We start from the raw sequence: 14648 nt of genomic DNA, 5'->3' as shown, positions 1-14648 counted from the left end.
GCGCTGGCAGGCAAACAGGCCGCATGCCCCGACGGGCATGCGGCCTGTTCTTTTACGTGGCGCCGGCCGGCTGGTCAGTGCGCGTGCGTGGCGCAGGCGGTGCAGGCGCCGGCCGCGTGCGGCACCGGCGCGGCCACGGTCGCGCCCGTGCGCTCGACGCGCTTCCATGCCGCGACCTCCGGCGCCGACAGGCGCTGGCGCAGCGCGCGCGCCGCACTGACCATGTTGGCCAGCGCCGCTTCGGTTTCCTCCCAGCCGCGCGTCTTCAGGCCGCAGTCCGGGTTGACCCACAGCCGCTGCGGCGGCACCACCTCGCAGGCGCGATCGAGCAGCCGCTCCATCGCCTGCACCGACGGCACGCGCGGCGAGTGGATGTCATAGACGCCCGGCCCGATCTCGTTGGGGTAGTCGAAGTCGCCGAAGCCCTCCAGCAATTCCATTGCCGAGCGCGAGGTCTCGATGGTGATCACGTCCGCGTCCAGCGCCGCGATCGCGGGCAGGATGTCGTTGAACTCGGCATAGCACATATGCGTGTGGATCTGGGTCTGGTCCTGCACGCCGCTGGCCGACAGGCGGAACGCGGTCACGGCCCAGTCCAGGTAGGCGTCCCAGTCGGCGCGGCGCAGCGGCAGCCCTTCGCGCAGCGCCGGTTCATCGATCTGGATCACGCGGATGCCGGCCTGCTCCAGGTCGCACACCTCGTCGCGGATCGCCAGCGCGAGCTGGCGCGCGGTGGTGGCGCGCGGCTGGTCGTCGCGCACGAAGGACCACTGCAGCATGGTGATGGGGCCGGTCAGCATGCCCTTCATCGGCCGCTCGGTCAGCGACTGCGCGTAGCGGGCGGTGTCGACCGTCATCGGTTCCGGGCGGTACACGTCGCCGTAGATCACCGGCGGCTTGACGCAGCGCGAGCCGTAGCTCTGCACCCAGCCGTTCTCGGTAAAGCCATAGCCGCACAACTGCTCGCCGAAGTATTCGACCATGTCGTTGCGCTCGGCCTCGCCGTGCACCAGCACGTCCAGCCCCAGCGCTTCCTGCTTGCGCACTGCCAGCGCGATCTCGGCGCGGATGCGCTCCAGGTATTCCAGCGCGCCGATCTCGCCGCGCTTGAAGGCGGCCCGGGTCTGGCGGATTGCCGCGGTCTGCGGGAACGAGCCGATCGTGGTGGTCGGCAACAGCGGCAGCGCCAGCGCCGCGCGCTGGCGCTCGATGCGCTCGGCGAAGGGGCTGGCGCGTCGGGCCATCGCGTCGTTCACGCCGGCCAGGCGCTGCTGCACGCGCGGGTTGACCACGCGCCGCGAGGCCCGGCGCGACGCCTGTGCGGCGTCCGATGCGGCCAGGGCGTCGGCGACGGCCGCGTCGCCATGGTCCAGTGCGCGGGCCAGCACCGACAGCTCGTCCAGCTTTTCCGTGGCGAAGGCGAGCCAGGACTTCAGCTCGGCATCGAGCCGCGCCTCCTGTGCCAGCGACACCGGCACATGCAGCAGCGAGCACGACGGCGCCAGCCACAGGCGCTCGCCCAGCGCGCCGTGCAGCGGGCGCAGCAGGGCCAGCACGCGGCGCAGGTCGGTGCGCCAGATATTGCGGCCGTCGATCACGCCCAGCGACAGCACCGCATGCCCGGGCAGCGCGGCCTGCCACGCCGCCAGTTGCGCGGGGGCGCGCACCAGGTCGATATGGAAGCCGTCGACCGGCAGCGCGGCCGCGCGCTGCGCATGGTCGGCGGCGGTGTCGAAATAGGTCGCCAGCAGCAGCTTCGGAGCGGCTGGCTGACCGCCCTCGCGCAGCGCGGCGTAGGCGGTGTCGAAGGCGTCCAGCCAGGCCGGTTCCAGGTCCAGGCACAGCGCCGGCTCGTCGATCTGCACCCATTCGATGCCGCGCGCCTGCAGCTGGGCAAGGATGCGGCGATACGCGTGCAGCAGCCGCGGCAGCAGCGACAGGCGGTCGAAGCCGGGCACATGGCTCTTGGACAGCCACAGGTAGGTGACGGGGCCGATCAGCGCCGGACGGGCGCGCAGCCCCAGCGCCAGCGCTTCATCGGTTTCCTCGAAGAACCATTGCGGTCCGCCGTCGAAGGTGGTGTCGGCGTCCAGCTCGGGGACCAGGTAGTGGTAGTTGGTGTCGAACCACTTGGTCATTTCCATCGCCGGCTGCTCGCGGTTGCCGCGGGCCAGTTCGAAATACTGCGCCAGCGTCAGTTGCGCCGGATCGAAGTCGAAGCGGCGCGGCAGCGCGCCCAGCAGCGCGGTCAGGCTCAGCATCTGGTCGTACCAGGCAAAGTCGCCGGTGGCGACGGTATCCAGGCCGCGCCCGGCCTGCAGTTGCCAGTGGCGGCGCCGCAGCTCGGCGCCGACTGCGCGCAGTTCGGTCTCGCTGCGTTCGCCGCGCCAGAACGCTTCCTGCGCGAATTTGAGTTCCCGGCGTTCGCCGATGCGGGGAAAGCCGAGGATATGGGTGCGTGCCATGGTCTTGCTCCGGTAGAGGTCTGGCGCACAGTGTCGGTTTGCCCATAAAATGAATCAAGCGACAAGTTTTAAACAACGTATGAATCCATTTCATATTAAGCGGGGAAGGTGGCACCGCGGAGGCCAGGCATGATCGAAGTCCGCCATTTGCGTTCACTGGTGGCGATTGCCGAGTCGGGCAAGCTGGCCAGCGCGGCCGAGCGCGTCCATGTCAGCCAGTCAGCGCTGTCGCACCAGATCAAGGCGATCGAGGCGCACTACGGCGTGCCGCTGTTCGACCGCACGCGCCAGGGCCTGCGCTTCACGCCGGCGGGCGAGCGCCTGCTGGCGCTGGCGCGCGAGGTGCTGGCCGCGGTCAGCGCGGCCGACCGCGATATCGAACGGCTCAAGGGCGACACCCGCGGCGAGCTGCGCGTGGTGCTGGAATGCCATACCTGCTTTGACTGGCTGATGCCGGTGATGGACGAATTCCGGCGGCGCTGGCCCGAAGTGGAAGTGGACCTGGTCGCCGGCTTCCATGCCGACCCGATCGCGCTGCTGCGCAACGGCCGCGCCGACATGGTGATCGGCTCGCAGCCGGCGGCGCGGCGCGGGCTGGAGGTGGCGCCGCTGTTCCGCTTCGAGATCCTGGCGGTCATCGCCAACGAACACCGGCTGCGCAACAAGCGCCGCATCGAAGCCGCCGACCTTGCCGGCGAAACCCTGATTACCTACCCGGTGCCCGAGTCGCGCATCGACCTGATCCGCGAGGTGCTCGAACCCGCCGGCATCCACCTGGAGCGGCGCACCGCCGAGCTGACGGTGGCGGTGCTGCAACTGGTGGCGAGCCGCCGCGGCGTCGCGGCGCTGCCCAACTGGGGCGTGAAGAACTATGTCGACCACGACTACGTGCTGGCCAAGCGCATCGGCGCCCGGGGGCTGTGGAGCGAACTCTACGCGACCGTGCCGGCGGCGATGGCGCGGCGGCCCTACGTGGCGGATTTCGTCGCGATCGTGCGCGATACCTGCGCGGCGCAGCTCGACGGGATCGAGTTGCTGGCAGCGGCAGCGTAGGCTGGTCCGCTCAGGCGGTCAGCATCAGCGCGGCGGCGCCGTTGCAGCGGGTGGCCGCGCGCGGCGCCGGTTCTGCCACCGTGTCGTCGTCGGGATCCTCCACGTCCGCGACCAGCAGCTCCACGTCGAAGCCGTTATCGAGCCGGCGCAGGAACAGCCACAGCAGGCCGGCGTCGTCTGCCGTCAGCGTCGCATGCATGACGGCCTGCGGGGCGGTGTCGAAGCGCAACTGCTGCGGCGCCAGGCCGGTACGGCGCGCATTGGCCAGCACCCATTCCATGGCGCCGAACAGGTCGGCGGGGGCGAGACGCAAAGAAAGGCGCAAGGTGGGGAGCGGGCGGGTGGCTGGCATGTGTCGTTTCCGGCAGTCGATCTATGCAGGTAAATTTACCAGCCGTGACGCAGAATTGGCTTTCTAATTCTCTCCATACACGCGTCAATATCAGGAGAATCATCCTGTTCTGATAGAATTTGAGGGAGATTATTCTTGGAAGATGGTATTCGATGGCACAGTCGCCCAAACTCGATGACACCGACCGCCGCATCCTGCGCGAACTGCGGCGCGACGGCCGCCTGTCCAATGCGCGCCTGGCGGAGCAGGTGGGACTGTCGGCCACGCCGTGCTGGAACCGCGTGCGGGCGCTGGAAGAGAGCGGGGTGATAGAAGGCTACGCCGCGCTACTGAACCAGAAGGCGCTGGGCTTGCCCGACACCGTGCTGATCGAAGTCACGCTGGAGCGGCACGACGACGACATGCTGTACCGCTTCGGCAAGGCGCTGGCAGAACTGCCGGAGGTGATGGAGGCCTACCTGCTGACCGGCGAATACGATTACCTGATCAAGGTTGCGGTGGCCGGCACGCAGGGCTATGAGGAGTTCCTGCGGCACAAGCTCTACAAGCTGCCGGGCCTGCGTCACAGCCATTCGACCTTCGTGCTGCGCACGCTCAAGCGCGAGACTTCGGTAGAGCCGTGATCAGGCGGTCCTGAGCACTTCGGCGGTGGTATTGCGCAGCGCACGCAGGGCCTCGTTGCACTGTTGCGGCGTGGTGGGATGCACCAGCACCGCCCAGCGGCCATGCTGAACCGCCTCGCGCACCGGCGTGATCACCAGCTGGTGGTCCGGCCGTGCCGTCATCAAGCCGGCCAGCAGCATGCCGAACATCACCCCGAGGAAAAGCGCCGCGCCCGCCGCCAGGCCCGGGCTCTGCATCACCGCATCGACTTCCTGCCGGTGCAGGATGCCGACCACGGCGAGGCCGACCACGGCGCCCAGCGCCGCCATGATCAGGTGCGAGCGCACCGCGGTGTGAACGATGCCGTCGTTTTCCGGCTCGAGCTTGCGGCCGAAATGCGCCTCGTAGGGGTGTACCAGCCGCACTTGCCCGCGCTTCAGGTGGGCCTCGTAACAGACGCGCTCGGCGGCGTTGCTTGCCGCCAGCTTGGTGTCGAACAGCGCCGCGATCTTGGTGCTGGCTGCCTCGGCGTTGAGTGGATTGTCGGTCATGGCGAACTCCTGCTGCGGCCGTGCCCGGGTGGGCGTTGCGCACTGTCTCCCCGCCTGCCGGAGGAACGGCCCGTGGCCTGTAAACCGAGTCTAGAGATTCGTTTGAAGCGGTTGCATAAGTGGACTGCGCCTGCGCTTGTAGGATTTGGCCGACCACCCCCGACGCCAGCGCTGGCGGGGAATTTCAGCGCGAACGCCCGATTCCGCTCATAATGTCGGCGGTGCCGGGCTGCGCCCCCGCCTTTTGACCAAGAATTCCGGTATGAATGACACAGAAATTGAGCTGATCGACTCGGCACGGCTGCCGACGCGGTTCGGCGACTTCACGGCGCACGCCTTCAAAGGCGCCGATTCAGGCATCGAGCACCTGGCCCTCAGCGTGGGCGATGTGTCGGGCGACAACGTCCTGATCCGCCTGCATTCCGAATGCCTGACCGGTGACGTGTTCGGCTCTTGCCGCTGCGATTGCGGCCCGCAGCTCGAACTCGCCATGGAAAAGATCGCCGCCGAGGGCCGCGGCATCCTGCTGTACCTGCGCGGCCACGAAGGCCGCGGCATCGGCCTGGCCGAAAAGATCCGCGCCTACCGCCTGCAGGATGGCGGGCTCGACACCGTCGACGCCAACCTGGCCCTGGGCCAGGCCATCGACGCCCGCAACTACGCCTTTGCCGCGGACCTGCTGCACCAGTGGGGCGTCAGGTCGGTGCGCCTGATGAGCAATAACCCGCTGAAAGCCGCCGCGCTCGAGAAGGCCGGCATTACCGTCTCGGAGCAACTGCGCCACATCGTGCCGTCCAACGCCGAGAACGAGAAATACCTGGCGACCAAGCGTACGCGGATGGGGCATTTGCTGGATTGAACGTTGCCCGCCGGATTTCGTGCGGGCTTTTTCGCGGCCATTTAGTTGCTAGCGGAAACTATTGCTCATAGAATCTAACGGCCGTCGAACCTTTCCTTATGTCCGCTGACGCTCCCACCCACTCCATCCTCGAATTCATGTCATTCCGCCTGAACCGGCTCTGCGAAATGACCAAGGATTCGGCCTCCGGCTTCTATGAGCGCGAGTTCGGCATCGGCTTGCGGGAATTGCGTGTGCTGCGTTTCGCCGGGCTGGAGCCGGGCCTGACGCTGACGCGGTTGATCGAGCTGGCGCTGCTGGAAAAAACGGTGACATCGAAGCTGGTCACCGCGCTGGCTAAGCGCGGCCTGTTGCGCCGGGAAGTTGGCGAGGCGGATGCCCGGCAGCTGAATCTCTACCTGACGCCGGCCGGCGAAGCCCTGGTGGCGCAGACCTACCAGCGCGGCGACATGCTGGAGAAGATGTTCCTGTCGGTGCTGACCCAGGCGGAAGTGCAGACACTGGACCGCTGCATCGACAAGCTCACCGCAGCACTGATCGCGCACCAGCAAGGCGCGGGGGCATCGACTGACTGAGAAGAGGGCGGCAATACCTGACCAAAAAAATAGATGCAAGGAGACAGCATGTCGTTGAAGCCCCATTGGAAATCCTCGCGGCCATGGCGCCGCCTCGCCGGCGTGGCGCTGGTGCTGGCGAGCGTGCCGGCGTGGAGCCAGCCCGCCGCCAGTGCAGCCAGCGCGGCGCCCGCGCCCGCCGCAGCAGCGACCACGGTCGCGGCGGCACTGGCCACCGACCCGAACGTGCTGGGCTGGATGGAGGGCTTTCCGCCGCCGCCGGACAAGCTGATCACGCATGTGCCGGGGGGCAACAGATTTCCGCGCAACCGCTGGCTGTTTTCGCACGTGCGCGAGCTGGTGCCGACCGCATCGGTATGGCGCGGACCCGGCCCGGCCAGCGCGCTGCCGCGCGCGGAACAGCCCATCGGCGCGATCCCGTTCACCGATGCCGACGGTGCGCGCCGCACCTTCGACGAGATGCTGGCGTTGACCTATACCGACGGCATCCTGGTGATGCACAAGGGCAAGGTCATCTACGAGCGCTATTTCGGCGCGCTCGACAGCCATACGCCGCATATCGCGATGTCGGTGACGAAGTCGTTCGTCGGCACGCTGGCGGCCATGCTGGCGGCGGAGGGCAAGCTGGACCCGGCCGCGCCGGTGACGCGCTACCTGCCGGAGATGGCCGGCACCGCCTACGGCGATGCCACGGTGCGGCAGGTGATGGACATGACCATCGGCGTGCGCTATTCCGAGGACTATGCCGATCCCAAGGCCGAGGTCTGGGACTACGCGCGCGCCGGCGGCATGCTGGCCCGCCCGGCGAACTACAACGGTCCCGGCACGTTCTACGACTTCCTGAAGACGCTGCAGAAGGACGGCAGCCACGATGCCGCGTTCGCCTACAAGACTGTCAATGCCGAGGTGCTGGCGTGGATCGTGCGCCGCGCCTCTGGCCAGTCGCTGGCGAAGCTGCTGTCGGAGCGGATCTGGCAGCCGATGGGCGCGGAGCAGGACGCGTATTTCACCGTCGACAGCATCGGCACCGAATCCGGCGGCGGCGGCCTGAACACCACGCTGCGCGATCTCGCGCGCTTTGGCGAGACCATCCGCGGCAACGGGCGCTTCAACGGCAAGCAGATCATCCCGGCGTCAGTCGTCGCCGATATCCGCCGCGGCGGCAGCCGCGAGCACTTTGCCAGGTCTGGCAGCGCGTCGGTGTTGCCGGGCTGGAGCTACCGCGACATGTGGTGGGTCTCGCACGACAGCCACGGCATGTTCCAGGCCGCCGGCATCCACGGCCAGCGCATCTACATCGATCCGCAAGCCGAGCTGACCATCGTGCGGTACGCCTCGCATCCGGTGGCCGGCAACGGCGCCAACAACGCGATCACGTTCCGGGCCTTCAGGGCGGTGGCGGAAGCGTTGTCGCGATAGTGATCGCACCCGCCATCGCCGGGTAGCAGCCGGCTACGCTGACGGAAGTTCGTGGTCCATGCCTTCGCGCGGGACCACTTCCGCGGCAATGCGCTCGCCATGGTCTCGCTGCGCGACTTTCAGGTCATAAGAGACCTGCAGATTCATCCACGATCGCGCGTCTCCACCGAAGTATCGTGCCAGGCGCAGCGCAGTGTCCGGCGTGATGCCGCGCTGCTCGCGCACGATCTCGTTGATGCGGGCCGGCGTGACGCGCAGCGCCAGTGCCAGCGCATTGGCGCTCATGTCCAGCGGCACGAGGTACTCCTCGCGCAGGATTTCGCCCGGGTGAACGGGGCGCATGCCATTCTCGAATCGAGCCATATTCAATCCCTCAGTGGTAATCCAGCATTTCGACGGCTGCAGGGCCGTCATGCGTCCAGATGAAACAGATCCGCCATTGCGCATTGACGCGAATGCTGAAGCGCCCGTTGCGATCGCCGCGCAGCATTTCCAGCCGGTTGCCCGGGGGAGAGCGCAGCGATTCCAGCGTGGCTGCATCGTCCAGCATGGCCAGTTTTCGCTCGGCAACCCGGTGGCAACTGGCGAAACGCCGAACGTAACGCCCTGCAAACAGGGCAGCGGTGTCGGTACATCTGAATGACTGGATCATATCGTATATCGGTAATCGATAAATAGCAATACTACGAAACCCTCGAAGGGCGAGATCGACCGGCGCAGAGGCCATCAAAACCCATCGTGAATCCGCCCGCACCGTCAGTTGTCTCATTCACCTCGAGGCAATCGATACGAATTCCTTTCCGACCTGATAGACTGTATGGATGTACAGTGGTCCGGGGCGTGTCCCGGCATTCCCTTAACGTCCTGACCCGAAAGAGAAACCGTGTCGAGCAAGCAGCTAATCCGCATTCGCGGCGCCCGCCAGCACAACCTCAAGGATGTCGATCTCGACCTGCGTCCCGGCGAGATGACCGTGGTGACGGGGCCTTCCGGCTCCGGCAAGTCCAGCCTGGTGTTCGACACGCTCTATGCGGAGGGCCAGCGCCGCTACGTCGAGACCTTCAGCGCCTACGCCCGCCAGTTCCTGGACCGGATGGACCGGCCGCAGGTGGAGCGCGTCGATGGCGTGCCGCCGGCCATTGCCATCGACCAGACCAACCCGGTGCGCAGCTCGCGTTCGACGGTCGGCACGATGACGGAGCTGAACGACCACCTGAAGCTGCTGTACGCGCGCGCGGCGGAGTTGTTCGACAAGCAGACCGCGCAGCCGGTGCGGCATGACTCGCCCGAAACCATCTATGCCGAACTGGTCGCGCGCACCGCCGCGGGCCAGCCGCACCATGACGCGCGGCTGGTGGTGACCTTCCCGGTGGAGCTGCCCGAATCGGCCACCGACGAGGAAGTCCAGCAATGGCTGTCGGTCAGCGGCTATACGCGCGTGCAGGCGCAGCGCGTGGTGCCGTCGCCCACCGGCGCGCGCAAGCTGCTCGACGTGGTCGCGGACCGCTTCCGCATCGGCAATGCCGAGAAGGTCCGCGTGGTCGAGGCCATCGAAGCCTCGCTCAGGCGGGGCGGCGGGCGCGTCAACATCTACGTGCTGACGGACGGCGACGACGGCCCGGTCTGGCGCTATTCCACCGGCCTGCACAGCCCGGACAGCGACCTGCGCTATGCCGACCCGCAGCCCGCGCTGTTTTCGTTCAACTCCGCCTACGGCGCCTGCGAGACCTGCCGCGGCTTCGGCCGCGTGATCGGCGTCGACCTTGGCCTGGTGATTCCCGACGCGCGCAAGACGCTGCGCGGCGGCGCGATCAAGCCGATGCAGACGCCGGCGTGGAAGGAGTGCCAGGACGACCTGATGCGCTATGCCGGCAAGGCCGGCATCCCGCGCGACACGCCGTGGTCGGAGCTGACCGAGGCCGAGCGCGACTGGGTCATCCATGGCTCGCCGGACTGGAACGGGCAGTGGAACAAGCAGTGGTACGGCGTGATGCGGTTCTTCAGCTACCTCGAGTCGAAGGCCTACAAGATGCACATCCGCGTGCTGCTGTCGAAGTACCGCAGCTACACGCCGTGCGAAACCTGCGGCGGCGCGCGGCTGAAGACCGAGTCATTGCTGTGGCGCCTGGGCTCGAAGGACAACGCCGACGCCGTGCTGGCGCCGCCGCGCCGCTTCCTGCCGCGCGGCGTGGACTGGGACCGCGCGCAGCTGGAGGCCTTGCCGGGCCTGACCGTGCACGACCTGATGCTGCTGCCGATCGAGCGGATCCGCCGCTTCTTCGATGCGCTGTCGCTGCCCAGCGTGATGCTCGACGATGCGCTCAAGCTGCTGCTGGCCGAGGTGCGCACGCGCCTGAAGTACCTGTGCGACGTGGGCCTGGGCTACCTGACGCTGGACCGCCAGAGCCGCACGCTGTCCGGCGGCGAGGTGCAGCGCATCAACCTGACCACGGCGCTGGGCACATCGCTGGTCAACACGCTGTTCGTGCTGGACGAGCCCAGCATCGGCCTGCACCCGCGCGACCTGAACCGCATCGTCGAGGCCATGCACCGGCTGCGCGACGCCGGCAATACGCTGGTGGTGGTCGAGCATGACCCCTCGGTGATGCTGGCCGCCGACCGCCTGATCGACATGGGCCCCGGCCCCGGCGAGCGCGGCGGCAACATCATCTTCGACGGCACCCCGGCGGATATCCGTAATGCCGGCACGCTGACCGGCGACTACCTGGGCGGACGCCGGCGCGTCGCCGATGCCTCGCACTGGCAGCGCCGGCCGGTCGATGGCACGCAGCCGCGCATCGTGCTGGCGGGCGCGACCGAGCACAACCTGCAGGACGTCACGGTCGAGATCCCGCTGCAGCGGCTGGTGTGCGTGACCGGTGTGTCCGGCTCGGGCAAGTCCACGCTGCTGCAGGACGTGCTGTATCCCGCCATGGCGCGGCATTTCGGCAAGGCCACCGAGGCGCCGGGCGCGTTCCGTGAACTGACCGGCGCGGACCTGGTCGACGACGTGGTCTTCGTCGACCAGTCGCCGATCGGCAAGACCGCGCGTTCGAACCCGGCCAGCTATGTCGGCGCATTCGACGAGATCCGCAAGCTCTTTGCCAAGGCGCCGCTGGCGCTGCAGCGCAGCTATACCGCGGGCACCTTCAGCTTCAACTCCGGCGACGGGCGCTGCCCGACCTGCGGCGGCTCGGGCTTCGAGCATGTCGAGATGCAGTTCCTCAGCGATGTCTACCTGCGCTGCCCGGACTGCGACGGCACCCGCTACCGCCCCGAAGTGCTGGAGGTGAAGATCGAGCGCGCCGCACCCGGCCAGCCGCCACGCCTGCTCAGCATCGCCGACGTGCTGGAGCTCACCGTCAGCGAGGCCGCGGCCTGCTTTGCCGGCGACGCGGCCGTGCTGCGCGTGCTGCAGCCGATTGTCGATGTCGGCCTGGAATACATGAAGCTGGGGCAGCCGGTGCCGACGCTGTCGGGCGGCGAGGCGCAGCGGCTGAAGCTGGCCGGCTTCCTCGCCGAAGCCGCGCAGTCGACGCCGTCGCGCACCCGCGCCAGCACCATGCCGCGCCGGCTGTTCATGTTCGACGAGCCCACCACGGGCCTGCATTTCGACGATATCGCCAAGCTGATGCAGGCCTTCGGCAAGCTGCTCGATGGCGGCCACTCGCTGATCGTGATCGAGCACAACCTGGACGTGATCCGCGCCGCGGACTGGCTGATCGACCTGGGTCCCGAGGGCGGCGACGCGGGCGGGCGCGTGGTCTGCAGCGGCACGCCCGAGGACGTGAAGCGCTGCCGCGAATCGCATACCGGCCAGGCGCTGATCCACTATGACGCGGCGCTCGGCGAAGCCGGCACGCTGGCCGCCGAACGCGCCGAGACCGAAGGCGTGCCGCTGCAGGCCGCGCTGCAGGCGCGGCGCGCGCGCCGCGAGGTGGAGGGAGAGGGCGTGGTGCGCATCGTCAATGCGCACGAGCACAACCTGAAGGCGCTCAACGTCGATATCCCGCACGGCAAGTTCAACGTGGTCACCGGCGTGTCGGGTTCCGGCAAATCGACGCTGGCGTTCGACATCCTGTTCCACGAGGGCCAGCGCCGTTACCTCGAATCGCTCAACGCCTATGCGCGCTCGATCGTGCAGCCCGCGGGCCGGCCCGAGGTGGATGCGGTCTATGGCATCCCGCCCACGGTGGCGATCGAGCAGCGGCTGTCGCGCGGCGGCCGCAAGAGCACCGTCGCGACCACCTCCGAGGTCTGGCACTTCCTGCGCCTGCTGTACGTCAAGCTGGGCATCCAGCACTGCGTGCACGACGGCGCGCCGGTGACGTCGCAGAGCCCGGAATCGATCGCCGCCCAGCTGCTGCGCGACCATCGCGGCCAGCACGTGGGGCTGCTCGCGCCGCTGGTGGTCAACCGCAAGGGCGTCTACACGGACCTGGCCAAGTGGGCCAAGGCGCGCGGCAACACGCACCTGCGCGTCGACGGCGAATTCCTGCCGGTGGACCCGTGGCCGCGGCTGGACCGCTTCCGCGAGCACACCATCGAGCTGCCGGTGGGCGACCTGGTGGTGTCCGCCGACAACGAGGCCGAACTGCGCGCACTGCTGGCGCAGGCGCTGGAGGCCGGCAAGGGCGTGATGCACCTGCTGGCGCCGCTGGACGGACTCGACCATGCCATGCACAACGGCGGCACCGCGCACGTGGGCGCGATCAAGGTGTTCTCGACCCGGCGTGCCTGCCCGCAATGCGGCACCAGCTATCCGGAGCTGGACCCGCGCATGTTCTCGTACAACAGCAAGCACGGCTGGTGCACCACCTGCGTCGGCACCGGGCTGGCACTGACGCGCGAGCAGCGCGCCGCCTTCGACGACACCGTGCTGGCCGATGACAACCGTGGCCGCGAGCAGAGCCTGCCGTCGGAAGAGCAGGAGCCCGAAGGCGTGGTCGACACGCCGTGCCCCGACTGCCACGGCACGCGCCTGAACCCGGTGGCGCGCGCCGTGACCTTCGACCAGAACGCGATCGTCGACGTGGCCCGGTGGACCGTGTCGGATACCCGCCGCTGGGTCGACGGCCTGCGCCTGACAGGGCGCGATGCCGAGATCGCGCGCGACGTGGTCAGCGAGATCGGCAGCCGGTTGCAGTTCCTGGAAGAAGTGGGGCTGGGCTACCTCAGCCTGGACCGCGCCGCGCCCAGCCTGTCCGGCGGCGAGGCGCAGCGCATCCGCCTGGCGGCGCAGCTCGGCAGCAACCTGCAGGGGGTCTGCTACGTGCTGGACGAGCCTACCATCGGCCTGCATCCGCGCGACAACCAGATCCTGCTGGATGCGCTGCGCAAGCTGGGCGACAAGGGCAACACGCTGGTGGTGGTGGAGCATGACGAAGACACCATCCGCCGCGCCGACCATATCATCGATATCGGCCCAGGCGCGGGCAAGCGCGGCGGCACGCTGGTGGCGCAGGGCGGCGTGGCCGAGCTGGCCGCTGCGGCGGCATCGACCACCGGCAAGTTCCTGGCCAACCCCATCATCCATCCGCTGCAGCCGCGGCGCACGGTCAGGCCGGGCGCCGCGGGCAAGCCGGCGGAGCCGCCGCAATGGCTGACGGTGCATGGCGCGTCGCTGCACAACCTGCGCAACGTGACCGCGCGCATTCCGCTGTCGCGGCTGGTGGCGATCACCGGCGTGTCCGGCTCGGGCAAGTCCACGCTGGCGCGCGATGTGCTGATGACCAACCTGCTCGACGCGGTAGGACGTTCGGTGCTGTCGTCGCCCGCAACCCGGCGCGCGCGCAATGCCGTCAAGGACGAGAGGGGGGCGGCGAAGGCCGCCGCCAGGAAGCCGCTCGAGGTCCGGCACAACTGGCATGGCTGCGATGCCGTTACCGGCTGGGAATCGATCGACCGCGTGCTGGAAGTGGACCAGACCCCGATCGGCAAGACCCCGCGCTCTTGCCCGGCCACCTATATCGGCGTGTGGGACACCATCCGCCGGCTGTTCGCCGATACGCTGGAAGCGCGCGCGCGCGGCTACACCGCATCGCGCTTTTCGTTCAACACCGGCGACGGGCGCTGCCCGGCGTGCGAAGGGCAGGGCGTGCGCACCATCGGCATGAGCTTCCTGCCTGACGTGAAGGTGCCGTGCGACATCTGCCACGGGCAGCGCTTCAACCCCGAGACCCTGGCCGTGACGTGGCGCGGCAAGAATATCGGCGAAGTGCTGACCATGGAGATCGACGAGGCGGTGGCATTCTTCTCGGCGATGTCGAACATCGCCCATCCGCTGCAGCTGATGCAGGACGTGGGGCTGGGCTACCTGACGCTGGGCCAGCCTTCGCCGACGCTGTCCGGCGGCGAGGCGCAGCGCATCAAGCTGGTCACCGAGCTGAGCAAGGTGCGCGACGACATCACGCGGCGCGGCCAGAAGGCCCCGCACACGCTGTACGTGCTCGACGAACCCACCGTGGGCCTGCACATGGCCGACGTGGCGCGCCTGATCCGCGTGCTGCACCGGCTTACCGACGGCGGCCACAGCGTGGTGGTGATCGAGCATGACCTCGACGTGATTGCCGAGGCCGACTGGATCATCGATCTCGGCCCCGAAGGTGGCGCGGGCGGCGGCACCATTGTCGGTGCCGCCGATCCCGAGGCGCTGTCGCGCAACCGCGCCAGCCATACGGGGGCGGCGCTGGTGCCGGTACTGGCGCGCGGCAATGCCGAGGCAGGCAAGGTGGGCATCGCCTGAGGCAAGCGGGGCCACGCGAAAGGCGT

11 protein-coding genes are annotated in these 14648 nt (G+C 68.3%); 6 read left to right on the top strand and 5 right to left on the bottom strand.

Annotated features, from left to right (window positions below):
• Window positions 1-74 precede the first annotated feature (74 nt).
• On the bottom strand, window positions 75-2465 hold the full coding sequence (metE, locus tag CBM2594_RS21515; RefSeq protein ID WP_116358797.1) for a 5-methyltetrahydropteroyltriglutamate--homocysteine S-methyltransferase: 2391 nt from the start codon (window positions 2463-2465) through the stop codon (window positions 75-77).
• Between the two features lie 129 nt (window positions 2466-2594).
• Here metE and CBM2594_RS21510 point away from each other — a divergent pair, with 129 nt between their 5' ends.
• On the top strand, window positions 2595-3518 hold the full coding sequence (locus CBM2594_RS21510) for a LysR family transcriptional regulator (protein WP_116358796.1): 924 nt from the start codon (window positions 2595-2597) through the stop codon (window positions 3516-3518).
• A 10-nt stretch (window positions 3519-3528) separates the two neighbouring features.
• Here CBM2594_RS21510 and CBM2594_RS21505 read toward each other — a convergent pair whose 3' ends face one another.
• Window positions 3529-3870: an AsnC family transcriptional regulator gene (locus tag CBM2594_RS21505; RefSeq protein ID WP_116358795.1), complete on the bottom strand. Its 342-nt coding sequence runs from the start codon at window positions 3868-3870 to the stop codon at window positions 3529-3531.
• Between the two features lie 152 nt (window positions 3871-4022).
• On the opposite strand from CBM2594_RS21505, the gene CBM2594_RS21500 reads away from it, so the two are divergent.
• Window positions 4023-4493, top strand: coding sequence for an Lrp/AsnC family transcriptional regulator (locus CBM2594_RS21500; RefSeq protein ID WP_116358794.1), 471 nt, complete (start codon window positions 4023-4025; stop codon window positions 4491-4493).
• Here CBM2594_RS21500 and CBM2594_RS21495 read toward each other — a convergent pair whose 3' ends face one another.
• Window positions 4494-5024 (bottom strand): riboflavin biosynthesis protein RibA, encoded by a 531-nt coding sequence (locus CBM2594_RS21495; RefSeq protein ID WP_116358793.1) that lies wholly within the window; start codon window positions 5022-5024, stop codon window positions 4494-4496. It lies immediately after the preceding gene.
• 262 nt (window positions 5025-5286) lie between these two features.
• Between CBM2594_RS21495 and ribA the strand changes: the two genes are divergently transcribed.
• The 3 genes from ribA to CBM2594_RS21480 all read left to right on the top strand — a co-directional run bounded on the left by ribA (window position 5287) and on the right by CBM2594_RS21480 (window position 7877).
• The gene (gene ribA, locus CBM2594_RS21490; RefSeq protein ID WP_116358792.1) at window positions 5287-5883 is read left to right on the top strand and encodes a GTP cyclohydrolase II; all 597 of its coding nucleotides are present in this window, start codon (window positions 5287-5289) and stop codon (window positions 5881-5883) included.
• Window positions 5884-5981: 98 nt separating this feature from the next.
• A complete protein-coding gene (locus CBM2594_RS21485) occupies window positions 5982-6458 on the top strand; it encodes a MarR family winged helix-turn-helix transcriptional regulator (RefSeq protein WP_116358791.1) in 477 nt (158 codons plus the stop codon).
• A gap of 48 nt (window positions 6459-6506) precedes the next feature.
• Window positions 6507-7877 carry a serine hydrolase domain-containing protein gene (locus tag CBM2594_RS21480; RefSeq protein WP_116358790.1) on the top strand — a complete coding sequence of 457 codons (1371 nt, stop codon included), beginning with the start codon at window positions 6507-6509 and terminating at the stop codon, window positions 7875-7877.
• Window positions 7878-7910: 33 nt separating this feature from the next.
• On the opposite strand, the gene CBM2594_RS21475 is transcribed toward CBM2594_RS21480, so the two are convergent.
• Together CBM2594_RS21475 and CBM2594_RS21470 are read right to left on the bottom strand one after the other, a co-directional pair.
• A complete protein-coding gene (locus tag CBM2594_RS21475) occupies window positions 7911-8240 on the bottom strand; it encodes a HigA family addiction module antitoxin (protein ID WP_116358789.1) in 330 nt (109 codons plus the stop codon).
• A gap of 10 nt (window positions 8241-8250) precedes the next feature.
• Entirely contained in the window at window positions 8251-8529 is a 279-nt protein-coding gene (locus tag CBM2594_RS21470; RefSeq protein ID WP_116358788.1) for a type II toxin-antitoxin system RelE/ParE family toxin, read from the bottom strand.
• A 231-nt stretch (window positions 8530-8760) separates the two neighbouring features.
• On the opposite strand from CBM2594_RS21470, the gene uvrA reads away from it, so the two are divergent.
• Entirely contained in the window at window positions 8761-14622 is a 5862-nt protein-coding gene (uvrA, locus tag CBM2594_RS21465; RefSeq protein WP_116358787.1) for an excinuclease ABC subunit UvrA, read from the top strand.
• Window positions 14623-14648: the final 26 nt, after the last annotated feature.

The organism is Cupriavidus taiwanensis, from assembly GCF_900249755.1.
Lineage (GTDB): Bacteria > Pseudomonadota > Gammaproteobacteria > Burkholderiales > Burkholderiaceae > Cupriavidus > Cupriavidus taiwanensis_D.
The sequence above is the reverse complement of the archived record's forward strand: the minus strand, read 5'-3'. Positions and strand labels throughout refer to the sequence as shown.

Excerpts from the sequence above, each read along its gene's own strand:
- metE (WP_116358797.1), bottom strand. The coding sequence starts at position 2,465 with ATGGCACGCACCCATATCCTCGGCTTTCCCCGCATCGGCGAACGCCGG.
- CBM2594_RS21510 (WP_116358796.1), top strand. The coding sequence starts at position 2,595 with ATGATCGAAGTCCGCCATTTGCGTTCACTGGTGGCGATTGCCGAGTCG.
- CBM2594_RS21505 (WP_116358795.1), bottom strand. The coding sequence starts at position 3,870 with ATGCCAGCCACCCGCCCGCTCCCCACCTTGCGCCTTTCTTTGCGTCTC.
- CBM2594_RS21500 (WP_116358794.1), top strand. The coding sequence starts at position 4,023 with ATGGCACAGTCGCCCAAACTCGATGACACCGACCGCCGCATCCTGCGC.
- CBM2594_RS21495 (WP_116358793.1), bottom strand. The coding sequence starts at position 5,024 with ATGACCGACAATCCACTCAACGCCGAGGCAGCCAGCACCAAGATCGCG.
- ribA (WP_116358792.1), top strand. The coding sequence starts at position 5,287 with ATGAATGACACAGAAATTGAGCTGATCGACTCGGCACGGCTGCCGACG.
- CBM2594_RS21485 (WP_116358791.1), top strand. The coding sequence starts at position 5,982 with ATGTCCGCTGACGCTCCCACCCACTCCATCCTCGAATTCATGTCATTC.
- CBM2594_RS21480 (WP_116358790.1), top strand. The coding sequence starts at position 6,507 with ATGTCGTTGAAGCCCCATTGGAAATCCTCGCGGCCATGGCGCCGCCTC.
- CBM2594_RS21475 (WP_116358789.1), bottom strand. The coding sequence starts at position 8,240 with ATGGCTCGATTCGAGAATGGCATGCGCCCCGTTCACCCGGGCGAAATC.
- CBM2594_RS21470 (WP_116358788.1), bottom strand. The coding sequence starts at position 8,529 with ATGATCCAGTCATTCAGATGTACCGACACCGCTGCCCTGTTTGCAGGG.